Origin of the sequence: Marinomonas ostreistagni, assembly GCF_016461785.1 — a bacterium.
Classification (GTDB): Bacteria; Pseudomonadota; Gammaproteobacteria; order Pseudomonadales; family Marinomonadaceae; genus Marinomonas; species Marinomonas ostreistagni_A.
In genome coordinates, this window is record NZ_JAEMUH010000016.1 from 1 (window position 1) to 13351 (window position 13351).

Annotated in this window: 13 protein-coding genes and 1 pseudogene; 8 read left to right on the forward strand and 6 right to left on the reverse strand. The window is 40.7% G+C overall.

Translation table 11 applies throughout. The annotated features are described in order from the left end of the window. The 6 genes from JHD44_RS15490 to JHD44_RS15515 all read left to right on the forward strand — a co-directional run. On the forward strand, window positions 1-806 hold an 806-nt coding region (locus tag JHD44_RS15490; RefSeq protein WP_325097110.1), incomplete at its 5' end, for a 3'-5' exonuclease. Window positions 807-808: 2 nt separating this feature from the next. Continuing rightward, entirely contained in the window at window positions 809-1453 is a 645-nt protein-coding gene (locus tag JHD44_RS15495) for a DarT ssDNA thymidine ADP-ribosyltransferase family protein (protein ID WP_199463676.1), read from the forward strand. 3 nt (window positions 1454-1456) lie between these two features. Further along, on the forward strand, window positions 1457-3046 hold the full coding sequence (locus JHD44_RS15500; RefSeq protein ID WP_199463677.1) for an ADP-ribosylglycohydrolase family protein: 1590 nt from the start codon (window positions 1457-1459) through the stop codon (window positions 3044-3046). 777 nt (window positions 3047-3823) lie between these two features. Beyond that, complete coding sequence (locus JHD44_RS15505) at window positions 3824-4450, forward strand: hypothetical protein (RefSeq protein WP_199463678.1); 627 nt, start codon at window positions 3824-3826, stop codon at window positions 4448-4450. Continuing rightward, the gene (locus JHD44_RS15510; RefSeq protein ID WP_199463679.1) at window positions 4447-5124 is read left to right on the forward strand and encodes a hypothetical protein; all 678 of its coding nucleotides are present in this window, start codon (window positions 4447-4449) and stop codon (window positions 5122-5124) included. The genes JHD44_RS15505 and JHD44_RS15510 overlap by 4 nt, the downstream gene beginning before the upstream one ends. Window positions 5125-5584: 460 nt before the next feature. After that, on the forward strand, window positions 5585-6685 hold the full coding sequence (locus JHD44_RS15515; RefSeq protein ID WP_199463680.1) for a hypothetical protein: 1101 nt from the start codon (window positions 5585-5587) through the stop codon (window positions 6683-6685). A 185-nt stretch (window positions 6686-6870) separates the two neighbouring features. On the opposite strand, the gene JHD44_RS15520 is transcribed toward JHD44_RS15515, so the two are convergent. From JHD44_RS15520 to JHD44_RS15535, 4 genes and pseudogenes are all read right to left on the reverse strand, one after another. Then, window positions 6871-7572 (reverse strand): transposase, encoded by a 702-nt coding sequence (locus JHD44_RS15520; protein ID WP_199463681.1) that lies wholly within the window; start codon window positions 7570-7572, stop codon window positions 6871-6873. Between the two features lie 69 nt (window positions 7573-7641). Next, window positions 7642-7917, reverse strand: a pseudogene (locus tag JHD44_RS15525) (arylamine N-acetyltransferase); the annotation flags it as partial. A gap of 36 nt (window positions 7918-7953) precedes the next feature. Then, window positions 7954-8655, reverse strand: coding sequence for a transposase (locus JHD44_RS15530; protein WP_199463683.1), 702 nt, complete (start codon window positions 8653-8655; stop codon window positions 7954-7956). An 87-nt stretch (window positions 8656-8742) separates the two neighbouring features. Next, the gene (locus JHD44_RS15535) at window positions 8743-9555 is read right to left on the reverse strand and encodes an arylamine N-acetyltransferase family protein (RefSeq protein ID WP_199463684.1); all 813 of its coding nucleotides are present in this window, start codon (window positions 9553-9555) and stop codon (window positions 8743-8745) included. A gap of 233 nt (window positions 9556-9788) precedes the next feature. On the opposite strand from JHD44_RS15535, the gene JHD44_RS15540 reads away from it, so the two are divergent. After that, window positions 9789-10211, forward strand: a complete 423-nt coding sequence (locus tag JHD44_RS15540; RefSeq protein ID WP_199463685.1) for a DUF4174 domain-containing protein — start codon at window positions 9789-9791, stop codon at window positions 10209-10211. Window positions 10212-10213: 2 nt separating this feature from the next. Here the strand turns inward: JHD44_RS15540 and JHD44_RS15545 are convergent, their stop codons facing one another. After that, window positions 10214-10693 (reverse strand): Lrp/AsnC family transcriptional regulator, encoded by a 480-nt coding sequence (locus JHD44_RS15545; RefSeq protein WP_199463686.1) that lies wholly within the window; start codon window positions 10691-10693, stop codon window positions 10214-10216. A 110-nt stretch (window positions 10694-10803) separates the two neighbouring features. Between JHD44_RS15545 and JHD44_RS15550 the strand changes: the two genes are divergently transcribed. Beyond that, entirely contained in the window at window positions 10804-11736 is a 933-nt protein-coding gene (locus tag JHD44_RS15550) for a DMT family transporter (RefSeq protein ID WP_199463687.1), read from the forward strand. A gap of 253 nt (window positions 11737-11989) precedes the next feature. Here the strand turns inward: JHD44_RS15550 and JHD44_RS15555 are convergent, their stop codons facing one another. Beyond that, window positions 11990-13297 (reverse strand): radical SAM protein, encoded by a 1308-nt coding sequence (locus JHD44_RS15555; RefSeq protein ID WP_199463688.1) that lies wholly within the window; start codon window positions 13295-13297, stop codon window positions 11990-11992. Window positions 13298-13351 lie beyond the last annotated feature (54 nt).

Sequence of the window (13351 nt, forward strand, 5' to 3'; positions counted from 1 at the left end):
ATGATATAGCCATTATATTTTCCAAAGAAATTTTTGAATCAATTGATATTGCAATCATTGATGAGGCTCAAGATCTATCTGCGAACCAAATAAAAGCGATTACAAATCAACTAGCCGAAGAAAGCTTCTCAACGATTGTTCTAGATACAAATCAGAGAATCTATAAAAGAGGGTTTTCCTGGAAGGAAGTAGGTATAGATAAACCTAGATTTTCTAGACTAGAACTAAATTATAGGAACTCTTATGAAATCGCATACTTTGCAAGTAAACTAATTGAAAACAGCTCAATAACTTTCGATGATGATGGAACTCTTCCTTTACTTCAAGAAAATAAATTTAGAGGAGAAAAACCCATAATTGTTAATGGTTATTTCAATGAACAGTTAAATTATGTAATCAGGTATCTTCGTAATAATATTGATCTAGATAATGAGAGCATTGGCTTCCTTCACGTAAAGGGTGGCAATTGGTTCTCTGGTATAAAAGACAGACTTGAAAAAGAAGGCTTAGGGTATGATGAAATAACGGCCCAAAGAAACTGGCCAAAAAACAATCACAACATTGCTCTATCGACCATACATTCAGCGAAAGGCTTAGAATTTGACTACGTTTTCATATTAGGATTAGAAGAAAGATTATTTAACTTAGCCAGCAAGGGGGCTCAAGATAGTGACTACTCACCTGCGATAAAGCTAATTTCTATGGGAATAACTAGAGCTAAGAAGCAAGTAATCCTTGGCTATAAGGAAGAATCCAAACCATTTTTCATTGATTTCTTTGAAAAAGATTCATTTATTGAGGCTTAACAATGGAAGACTTTAAAAATTCAATTGAAGAAAAAGGTATCAGTGAAATATTACACTTCACAACGAACAAAGGCGTATTGGGGGCTTTGAAAACGTGGGCACTACTACCAAACTCACAATTATCCAGTGAAGATACACTTTCATTTATATTTCAGCAAAATTCACCAGAAAGAAAAGAGCGAGATAAAAAATGGTTAGAATATGTAAATCTATCAATAACGAAATTGAATTTCGAGTTTTTCAACTATTCACAGTATGTCCATAGAGCGTCAGATCTTTACTGGGCAATATTCTCATTCGACCCAGAAATATTAACTCACGATGGAGTAATTTTTACAACAACAAACAACATTTATCCTTCATGTTCAAGAGGAGCTGGTTTATCGGGGTTTGAAGCTGTATTCAATGAATCAATTTTAGGGAAATTTCAAAAAAAAGTGATTAGAACCGCTAATCACCTACCTTCTTGGACAACTTGCCAACAGTCTGAAGTACTGTACTATGGACAATTATCTTTAGACTATCTATCCAAGATCTATGTTTGCGACTTCGAAAGTAAATATAGTATTGCAGCTCAAATGAGAGCATTAGGTATCGAGAAAACAATTCAAATAGAAGTCTGCCCTACAATGTTTGAGGGGATTTAAGTTATGACATCGAGAAAACAAAGAACAATCAACTCAAGCCTATGGGCAGCTTATGGTGATGCACTAGGCTTCATATCTGAATTAGCAGATTCTAATATTCTTTTTAAGCGCACAGGTACAAAGGCAGTTTCTAAACTTATAGATTGGGAGCGAAAGATAGGTGGCCTATATGGTCCAATTATCCAGCTCCCATCAGGAGCATACTCTGATGACACACAGCTCCGACTATCTACATCTAGAGCAATCAATAGCAAAAACCGTTTTGACATCAATGCCTTTTCGAAAATAGAGTTACCTACTTGGTCCTGCTATGCATTGGGTGCTGGAGTTGGATCCAAATTAGCAGCCAACTCTTTATCCAAGAAATCCTCAGCATGGTATAACAACTTTTATACAACAAATAAAGCGAACTATATTTCATCTGGGGGAAATGGAGCTGCTATGAGGATACAACCTCATGTATGGTCATCAGCCCTACCTGAAAACTCAGATACTTTTATCGTTGATGTCATTAAAAACTCTTTAACCACTCACGGACATCCAAGAGCTATTGCAGGAGCTGTTTTCCATGCTCTTTGTTTGAGTTACGTTATTACTAACGAAAAGATACCAGATTTAAGAGATGCTAGATTTTTTTTAGAAAAAATCGCTAAAATACCAGATTTAATCAAGAGCAATATTAACTTAAGAACTGCTTGGATACCTCTTTTCGAATCTAAATCCAACACAACAATTGAAGAGTCTTATTCAAAAGTTTCAGATGAATTAACAGACTTATTAAAAAAACTCGAATTTTTACAAGAAAATAAAGATGTAACTTACTCACATATAAGTGAAATTCTTGATCTAAAAAACAAAGAAATAAGAGGTAGTGCAACTCTAACTTCGATAGCCGCATTAGGTGCAGCTCTACTTATAAAAAAAGACTTAAACCTAGTGCTTTTAGATATTGTAAACGACTTAGGATCAGATACCGATTCAATTGCAACAATGGCTGGTGCCTTGAGAGGTTATCTTGAAATCACGGCACCACCACAAAGAGTTCAAGACCAAGACTATATAGAATATGATGCCACGAGGCTTTACGAACTTTCGCAAGGAAAAGAATGTGATTCTTTTAATTATCCGAATTTAGAGAATTGGGGGACACCAGCATCAACTCTGGATTATGTAAATCTAGAACAAGACATTCTAAAAATCGTTAGCATTGGTGAAGTAAGCATAATATCAAAAGAATTTAGAAGCAGAAATACAGATAGTTACAATTACTCTTTCCAGTGGGTGAAATCTAAATTCGGACAGTCATTTTTGGTTAAAATCCGAGATGAATTTAAAGAAAAAATGAATTTTAAAAAGAATCAAAATGAGATAGTCGAACAAGTAAATTTAGAACTATCCGAAGAAAAAAATAATGAAACCGAAAGCTACAATTTAGACTCACTAACTTCAGATGCAATAAAAAGCAATTTTGATGCAAAAATTATTGGCGAGCATATTTTAATGCTTTCATCTTCCTCAGGAATAAACGAGGTTGTAGCTTATTCTGCAATAATATCTAAAGCAATTATATCTCGCACCAGACGAAAAAACTGAAAACCGCAACTTAAGAGTCAGATGAAAATTGAAAATCAATCCATCTGACTCGGTTTTCGACCACGCTTCCTTGTCGTCACTCGCCTACCCGATAGCTGCTCGATCTCTTCTTTAAAGCGTTCGTTTCCGGCCTCGCTTTCTGGGCGTCACTCGCCTACCTGTAAGCTGCTCGATCTCTTCTTTAAAACGTTCGTTGCCCAATGCCTAGCGGATCGAATCCGCCCAAGCTTTTCGTCGGGAATATGGTATTTGAATAATGCTTGATAAGCTTTGCTCGTGCACTTTGCTGATGCCCAGCGTCTTAACAGGCCACCCACCTTAAAAAGTGATCTAGCACTCAGTTCTATCAAGCAAGCCAATTTTACCTGAAACTGGTTTTTTCCTGCTTCGTTACCATCCATATCGTAGAAATTATCGATATTTAGCGTTTTTTAGACATACTGTAATCTTGCCAAGTCAGGCAATACTAGATGAGGAGAAAATGAGAGATTACTAAGCGAGTAGCTGTTTCGTTTTACCTATTTTCGGTCGGCGCTTATAAACTGCGCTCTAGTAGTAGGACAGGATCAACTCTATCCCAACCTCGGCCTGATCATGCTTATAAAAACAAAAAACTAGGAAAATATTCGGGGTAATCCAAAACCAATACAAAACACGAAAACCTCGATCATATAGAAAAATCTGTAATGGAATAGTAAATATCCAAAGCACTTCATTGTAAATTAAATTTATTTAAGATACTCATAGCCATCTAATTTTATTGATAAGGATATCATCATGCCATTAAGCTCATCTGTTAAGTCTTCTGTAGCTAAGAAGCTTGAGGAATACGAAGGCCGACATCCACACTTATACCTAGACAGTAAAGGCTTAGTTACTATCGGAATAGGTCACTTTATTCCTAATAAAAATGAGCTTTCATCAGTTCCTTTATATACTGTAAAAAACAATATCCCTTTCACTTTAGCTAGCCAGCAAAAAAAATTGGAAGAATATACAATTATTAGCCAGAAACCTAAAAACTATAAGGCAAGTTGGTATAGACAGTTCTGTACGCTAGTGATGAAGGATTCTGATATTAACTTACAGCGCGATAAACACCTGAATACCTTTTACTCAGAATTAGTCTCAATTTATAACATACCCAATGGTTATAAACGCAACTTCGATGATTACCCTGAAGTTGTTCAAAAGGCACTTTTTGACATGATCTTTAATTTAGGGCAAACCAAACTAAGGAATATTTTTGTTAATTTCAATGCTGCGATAAAGCAAGAAAACTGGAATGATGCTGCGTTAGAATCAAATAGACCTGATGTCAATTCAGCTCGTAATTTATATGTTAGAGAGCTTTTAATGCAGGCTTCCAATATCCCAAAAACAAACCAAGAGGTGCACCAATGAGACTTAATCTACCTCTTTTAGTTACTACTATACTCTTTGCACTTGTAGGTTGTGCTTCCGAAAAACAAGCGGATATCGAAAAGCACCTTAATTCAAAAGAGTTAACTGGGTTAAGCAATATGAATAGTGATCTTAACAGTATGCAGTTTGACTACTCACTTGACTCCCCAGCAGGTAAGAGCTTACCTTTTAGCTCTTGCTATCAGATAAATAACGCATCTGATACGGAGATAGAGACATCACAGCAACATTTACTTAAACTAATGAAAGTAAATTGTTTGGCTTCGGATTTTTATTTTCAAGCGCAAAACAGTTATAAAAGCTTTTTGCCATCCGCTTTTGATATCCATTTCATCAAAGCTCTACCGCCACAAGCCCAACCAGATCTCGGGGGACAACCCTTAGGGCATTCATTCACAACTCTAGGCGATGCTGAGCCGACAATGATTGAGCGCTCTTCGCAAGAACATTCGATCGAAGTTGAATTATCTGGAGATTTAGTGGTGCGCTATGTCGAGCTAGCAAGAGGAGATTTTAATCATGATGGCGTTGAAGACGCTCTTATACGCTTGGACTGGTACGTAAGTACAGCCTTCGGTAAGGGCTTTGACCTGATTATGATTAGTCGTGAAAGTGATGAGGAACCACCACGTATATCTTGGCGCGCTAACTGAAACAATTGGGGTCAGATGAAAATTAATCCATTTGACTCAGTTTCCTATCGTGTTTCCTTAGTATCTCTCGGCTACAAGCAAACTCTTTCCCGTACTACCAATTTAAACAACCCTCTCCAGCAGCTGAAGCCACTCATTTTCGGCTGTAAGCTCGACGTATCAGCATCGGCTAGTTGCTGGTTTAACTCTCTTTGCTCCACAGTGCCATTATGCGGACGAACCGTTAGGCGATACGTCACGGATGTCTAACGGTCTTAAGGCTCTGATGTCGTAACCTATTGATAATAGATACAGACGAAGTTGCCTTGTAGAAAGATCGTTCTTTATACAACCTTAGTAAGCCCCATTAAAAACAGAAACTCTGTTATTGGAAATCAGTCACTGATAAAATAAATCCTAATTGGAAGTATTAATATCTCCCTCTTTGAAATAAAACATTATTACATTAAAAGGATCATTAATGAATTTTAAAAATATCTCCTACTTAATTTTAGCTTTCATTCTATTATCAGGCTGTTCCGTGATTCAAAACAAACCAGAAATAAGTGAACGTGAAGCATTCAGTTATATCAAAGAGTTTCAGAGAGAAAACTATGAGCTCAAGAAATCTGGCTCTCATGAGGTTTTATGGATTCAAGCAAAAAACAAAAAAGAGGAATGTAAAGTCTATACCTACTCACACAACAGTCAATTTGGGAAAGATGATGAGAATCATACATACTGGGATGGCGGGTGTAAGGACGGTTACGCCTATGGATTAGGAAGAGAGTTCTATCGTTCAAAAAACTACAAAGAAGACAATATTGCCATATATCACACAAAACAACAAAAACCTAATTACTATATTGGATATGACCTAATAAATGGATACCAATATCAAGGAGATCTTAATAAAAATTCTTATGTGAAAATACAAGTCATCCAAGATCCTAAATTGGATGTATATTATACATATGGTGATTTCAATTACCCTCAGAAGTCAATTTACACTTCAGAAATAGCTAAAAAACAGCATATCATGAAAAGATATATGAATTTTGACTATGACTTCATAATCCATACCTCTTTGGATAATAGAAAAATCAAATATGGTTTTTATACAAAGGATCAGGATTTAAAAGCCCATGGCTTCTGGTTTGAGTTTTCCTCGCACGGGGATCTGAAATCAGGAGAAGCAATAAATAAAAAAATCACCTCTTACACTTCTCTTCCAAAGAAATATTACGATCATGTTGCACTAATCACCAAAGAAACAATCGATGCAGGGCAAAAAGCAATAGACCACCAACGTAAAGCCTTAGCAGTAAAAAAGCAGTATATCTCTAAAATCTGTATAAATAATGCTCATGTAAATTTCATTAGCGATATAGAATATAAGGCTATTTGTAATGAGTCAGTCTATTTTAAAGATATTGCTCAACAGCTTAAAGGTAGGGGCTTCTATGAAAACGCCAGTGCTAAGGGACAGGCTAGCGCATCTCCGACATCAATAGACTTTTGGGACAACCTCGTTAATCACGAACAAATAAAACAGCTCCACCAAAACTTATTGGAAAACTAAAGTCGGAAAAATATTATTGGTCGCCCCTGAATAATAGCGTTTTTAGAAAAATGAGCTATTATTCAGGGGAGACAAATTAATCCATCTGACTCGGTTTTCGACCGCGCTTCCTTGGCGTCACTCGCCTACCTGTTAGCTGCTCGATCTCTTCTTTAAAACGTTGAACAATTGGGGGCAGATGAAATTTAATCCGTCTGACTCGGTTTTCGACCACGCTTCCTTAGCGTCACTCGCCTACCTGTTAGCTGCTCGATCTCTTCTTTAAAGCGTTCGTTTCCCAATGCCATATCGGAATGCGTGGCGGATCGAATCCGTCCAAGCTCTTCGTCGGGAATGTGGTATTTGAATAGTGCTTGGTAACGCTTCGCTCTGGTTTTTTGCTGATGACCTAGTTTGAGATAGAGCTCGTGTGGCTGCCAGAGCGAACTTTGTAGATCCAGAGAGTCTTGTGCATGAAAGCGATAACTCGACCATTTGTATTCAGCTGGATGAGAGACCATGTTGGCTCTGACTGGGTTGAGTTCGATGTAACGCTGACAAATAAAGAAATATTCCTCCGCACAAATGACACAGGACTTAAAACGCCCTTCCCATAATGTACCAGTACGTTGATAGGTGTAATTGAAGTAGCGCACATAGCGGCGACCAAGCGCCTGCATCATCATCGAAATGCCATTTTCCATCATGGGCGTCGCCAGTAAATGTACATGATTGGTCATAAACACCCATGCATGGACTTTAACCTGAAACTGTTCAGCATATTCGGTTAACCAATGTGTGTAGGCAATCAAATCATCTTCACTGGCAAAACACACTTGGCGGTTATTGCCACGCTGGATGATATGTTGTGGGATACCAATAGGACAAAGTCGAGGAAGTCTTGCCATATTTCACTCCTTTGAAATAAGGTTTACTAATGATTTTGCGATTGAACATCCTGTTCAAATCAGATTAGTTTATGCTCTATTTTCATCTGACCCCAATTTTGCTAGCAGCGGCTTCCAGTCGTTTTCGACCTTAAGTTCGAAACATTCCTGTAAAGCAACAGCTAACTGCTCTGGGTTTAGCTCTCGCTGCTCCACTGCGCCGTTACGTGGGCGAAGCGTTAGGCGGTTGTTCAACAGTGCATAGCGAGTGTCTGGTGTTGCTCGCGCCATCATTAAGTTGTGGCGGAATTTGGAGTTGGGGCTGGCTGAGGTAAACCAGTTCGCTACTTCCATTTCAATCGGTTCCTGAGGTTGGCGGGAACAATTGGGGTCAGATGAAAATTAATACATCTGACTCGGTTTCCGGCCTCGCTTTCTGGGCGTCACTCGCCTACCTGTTAGCTGCTCGATCTCTTCTTTAAAACGTGCGTTGCCCAATGCCATATCGGAATGCGTAGCGGATCGAATCCGCCCAAGCTCTTCGTCGGGAATATGGTATTTGAATAATGCTTGATAACGCTTTGCTCGTGCACTTTGCTGATGCCCCAGCTTGAGATAGAGCTCGTGTGGCTGCCAGAGCTCACTTTGTAACCCCAGTGACTCTTGTGCATGAAAGCGGTAGCTCGACCATTTATAGTCGATAGGATGAGACACCATATTGGCTCTGACGGGGTTGAGCTCGATGTAACGCTGGCAGATAAAAAAGTATTCCTCCACACAAATGACACAGGATTTAAAGCGCCCTTCCCACAATGTGCCCGTTCGTTGGTAGGTGTAGTTGAAGTAGCGCACATAGCGTCGACCAAGCGCCTGCATCATCAGCGAAATGCCATTTTCCATCATGGGTGTCGCCAGTAAATGTACGTGATTGGTCATAAACACCCATGCATGGACTTTCACCTGAAACTGCTGGGCGTATTCAGTTAACCAGTGAGTGTAAGCAATAAAATCATCTTCACTCGCAAAACACACTTGGCGGTTATTACCACGCTGGATGATGTGTTGTGGGATACCAATGGGACAAAGTCGGGGAAGTCTTGCCATATTTCACTCCTTTGAAATAAGGTTTACTTGTAAGCTCTGATTGAACATCCTGTTCATATCAGATTAGTTTAAATCTTTGCTCTATTTTCATCTGACCCCAATTTCAACAATCCTTTCCAGCAGTGGTAGCCATTCGCTTTCTACTTTTAGATCAAAGCAATCTTGTAACGCATCGGCTAGTTGCTCTGGGTTTAATTCTCGTTGCTCAGCGACACCGTTGCGTGGGCGGACGGTTAGGCGGTTGTTGAGCAATGCATAACGCGTGTCTGCTGTTGCTCGCGCCATCATTAGGTTGTGGCGGAATTTGGAGTTAGGGCTGGCCGAGGTGAACCAGTTGGCGACTTCCATCTCGATCGGCTCTTGAGGTTGGCTGGCAATATCGTATAGATTTTCCCATTGATCCTGTACGTTCACCTGTAACATCCAGCCGTGATCCTGTGCCAGGATGCGAAACGCTTCATGTTGCCCCTGTTGCTCATCACTGGTTTCCATACGCAATGGATCGGTCAGTACGAGGCCACCAAAGCCTACATCTGCCAGCCACCATTCGCCTTCGACTTTAACTCTTAGCACCTGATGAGTTCTTGGGCCAAATGGCATATCAGCGGGTTGTCGCCAAACGTTACGCGCCATTAACGATTCGACTTCAAATCCCAGCTGTTTCAACACCTGCATAAACAGCGCATTGTGTTCAAAGCAGTAGCCACCACGATGATTACTAATAAGTTTTTGCTGGATGTCAGCAAGGTTCAGGCTGATTCCACGCTCAAGGAGAACATCAATGTTTTCAAAGGGGATGTGCGCCGGATGCAGCGCGTGAATGGTTTTTAGCGTTGAAAGCTCTGGTGTCGCTGGTCCTTGGTAATTGATACGGGCGAAGTAGTCTTGCAGGTGGATCATGTTCTATACAGCCTTAGTAAGTCCTGTTAATAACCAAAATGCTGACGTTGTGTGTCTACAGCTATGTTATGTGGAATCGACGTGGTGAACAATTCGGAGCCATGAAAAATGCAGCGATTGCCCTATTTTAATTTGTCCTCAATTTCTAACATCCATTGTAAACCATCAATGGTGGTTGATCTGTATACAGGCAGCTCGCGTAACCCTTCGTAGTGTTTTTTTAGGAGGTGTTTATGAAACGTTACTTACTTCCCTGTGCGTTGGCGGTGGCAGCACTTACTCAAACCGCCTACGCAAGCAATGGTGAGCTAACTCATTTAAAAGATTTGATTTGGCAAAACCGCATTATTGTCGCGAACAGCGAGCAAAGCAGTGACACACTGACTGAGCTCTTTAGCCAAGAGAACAGCGGCATCATTGATCGGGATGTGATCTGGTTTGTGTTTTCAGACAATGAAGTGCAAACCAACTACCAAGGTTCAGTCAGTCCAAGCTTGTTAAGCCAAGTAAAAAGCCAGTATCAGCTTCGCGACAATGAGGTCATCCTGATTGGCAAGGATGGTGGCTTAAAAGAGCGTCTTTCAGGATTGGATCTCGATCGTCTTTTTGGTGATATCGATCGTATGCCAATGCGCGTCAGAGAAATGCGGGAGTAAGCTCAACCTCCCCCCAACAGCAAAGGCACTTGGCGGCGTTTGACTGGCGTCGATTTGACGATTGAGGTGTTGGTTTCGGCGATTTCACAGACTCGATTCAGGATCTCATCGAGCTGGTGGATGTTCGTCAGACAAAGGCGCGCGTAAAAGCAGTCTTCCCCTGTGACTCGGTCACATTCGATAAACTGTTGGATAGATTGAATCAATTCCTCCAGCTCTTTTAGCTTGCCGGGCAGTTGGCGCATACGTACGATCGCTTGCAGCGTATAACCAATTTGTTCCGGATCTAAGATCACGGCATATCCAGAGATGATGCCCGCTTCTTCTAGACGTTTAAGCCGCTCGTTGACGCTTGGCGCTGACATATTTACGGCGCGCCCAAGCTCCGCTACGCTCATGCGTGCGTTGTCATTGAGGAGCGTGACCAGCTTCACATCAATACCATCCAGCGCCTTACCTTCGATTTTAAGGTTACTTCTCATTTTAGCCTCATCTTATAAATGCAGGGAGCGGCTTTTACACAGATTATCGTATGCCAAAGTCCGTTGAAAGCCTCTAATCTTATGCTTATTCAACGTTAGGAGATTAGAGCATGAAAGTAAATGACATGACCAAAGGGAATCTAGAGATGATTCTCGCCATGATGCTGTCAGGCACCATTGGCTATTTTGTGGTGCATTCAGGACAGTCGTTTTGGAATGTGGTGTTTTTCCGCTGTGTGATTGGTGGTGGGCTGTTATTGGCCTATGCCTTTTATCGTGGCGTGTTACCGGAAGCCCTCAAGCAGCGCAGCATGCTTTTTCTGGTGCTGTTAGGAGGCGTCACCTTGGTGGCGAACTGGGTCTTTCTGTTTGCCTCGTTTACTTATATCCCATTTTCGATCGCGACGGTGGCGTATCACACCCAGCCATTAATGCTGGTGTTGGCCGGGGCATTTTTGGCTCGCCAAGCACCCACTGGCTCACTGATGTTTTGGCTGATCGTCTCATTTACTGGGTTATGGTTTGTGATCGAACTGGATATGGCGGAAGTGTGGGGGTTGTTGCAAGGTGATAGTCGCTCTTTTGAAGCCATCTTTGGCCTGGGCTTAGCGCTGGCGGCGGCCTTGTTGTACACAGCCACCACCTTGATCACCAAGCAGGTAAGCAGTGTGCCACCGTATTTAGTCGCGTTGATTCAGATGGGTGTCGGTGTGCTGATGCTGCTGCCATTTGTGCAATGGGGAGCGTTGCCATCTAGCAGCATCTCTTGGTTGGACTTGTTTATCTTAGGGGCGATCAACACCAGCTTTATGTACATCATTATGTACGATGCATTTCAAAAGCTGCCGACTAACTTATTGGCGATCTTGTCGTTCATCTATCCGATCACCGCTTTATTTGTCGATCACATTGCCTTTGCAACGCACATTTCCGCTTGGCAATTAGTCGGTGTCGCATTGATTCTATTGTCCGTGTGTGCCGTGAAGTTTGATTGGTCGCTGCCAAAGCTTGGTCGTCACGCTTCCATAAAAGGCGCGTCTTAAGCGCCTTTCAGGACTATGCGCCATAGCGTGCTAAAAACATAATCACTTGCTCTTTGCACTTAAACCAGACAACTCCACACTCTGGCATTCATCAAGCATACGGTAAATGACGGCGCCTAGGTAGGCTGAGCCGTCAATATCATTAACGCAAAGTTAAATTCAGTACTACTTCTTGTTAGGTTTACAGGTGCATTCTTCAAAAGGCTAAAGGCCTTCTGCCCTAATCGACAAATAAAGCTTTCATAAGTTGCTTTTATAGCATAGAAATTGGAATTCTCTTATCCAGCGTTATTTTTGGTATTAAATATCGCACCTCTTCTTCGCCAACAGTCGCCAATAATTCAACTGAGAGTTCATTTTTTAACCCATCTTCGATGGGGAGTTGGGCAATAAAACCACTCTCTTTAGAGACCTTATTATCAAAATACTCAGAGACATCCACTCGAATTTCCCTAATAGATATAGCCTGAAAGAACGATTGATTATTTATTCGAATTGCAAGGCTAGACAGCTTTGATTCAATATCAAATAACCACCCTTCACATACCAAGTGATTTCCATTTGTAATGAAGAGTTTATCAATCCAGCCCATTAGAGAGTTTTTATTAAGACTTCTATTGTTAATTTTGTTAATCAAGTCATGCTCAACTTTTTGCAGTGCCGCCGCATTGATAACCCGAGTTTTACCTGACGAAATTGGAAATTTATTCAAATTATGAGCATAAAAACGCTTTGACCCATTATTCGTATTTGTGAGAACAAAGTGCAACTCATCAATATCATAAAGATCTGAAAGTTGCTGAGCTTTTAATAATTCCTCGTCGGTATCATTATGACTAAAAACAATATATTTCCAGATAACTTTCGTGTTCTTAGATTTAAATTTCTTGGAGTCTTCCATAAAATTAAACACATTTTCAATCACCCCATGACGCCTATACCGCTCATAAGACTCTTGTGTAACACCATCGCAGGATATTGTGATTAAGTCGATAGGAGTATTACCTAATGTTTCCAAGAAACCTTTCTGAGCAACGGTAGTCACCTCTTGAAACATTTCAGGGTAAAATTGTTTGCCGATCAGAACGAGTTGCCTGAACTCTGGATGGTTCAAAGGCTCCCCCCATCCCAGATAGGAAAGATAGCTCACATCGATTTGGTTTTTCTTACAGCTACTTAGTAACTGCTCAAAACGCTTTAAAGAAAGATTCCAGTCACCTTCCCGAATTCTCGCTTCGCGTTTACGTTTACAATAGGCGCAAGCTAAACCACAGTCTAATGTTGGCTCAATTCTGATTTTGATCGATTTAGAAAGTGTATCTTCTGGAGTGCCGCCAACATTGAATAGATCACATTTCCTACAAGTATCTCCCCATGGTGGAGTCTCCTTAAAGAAAGAAGAACGAATATGTTGATAAATAGGCCCTTCTAGTAACGCTTTGATGTTCCAATTGACTGATTCACCAACCTGGCCAAGGTGGATCGTATAGCCGTTACTATCGTCACAATGTATGTGGCCATCAGACTTGAGACTAACTTCTCGAAGTACTCTGCAATCCATTAGCAACTCTTATTTTCATTTCAACAAAGATTGATTTATATATTATGGCCATTA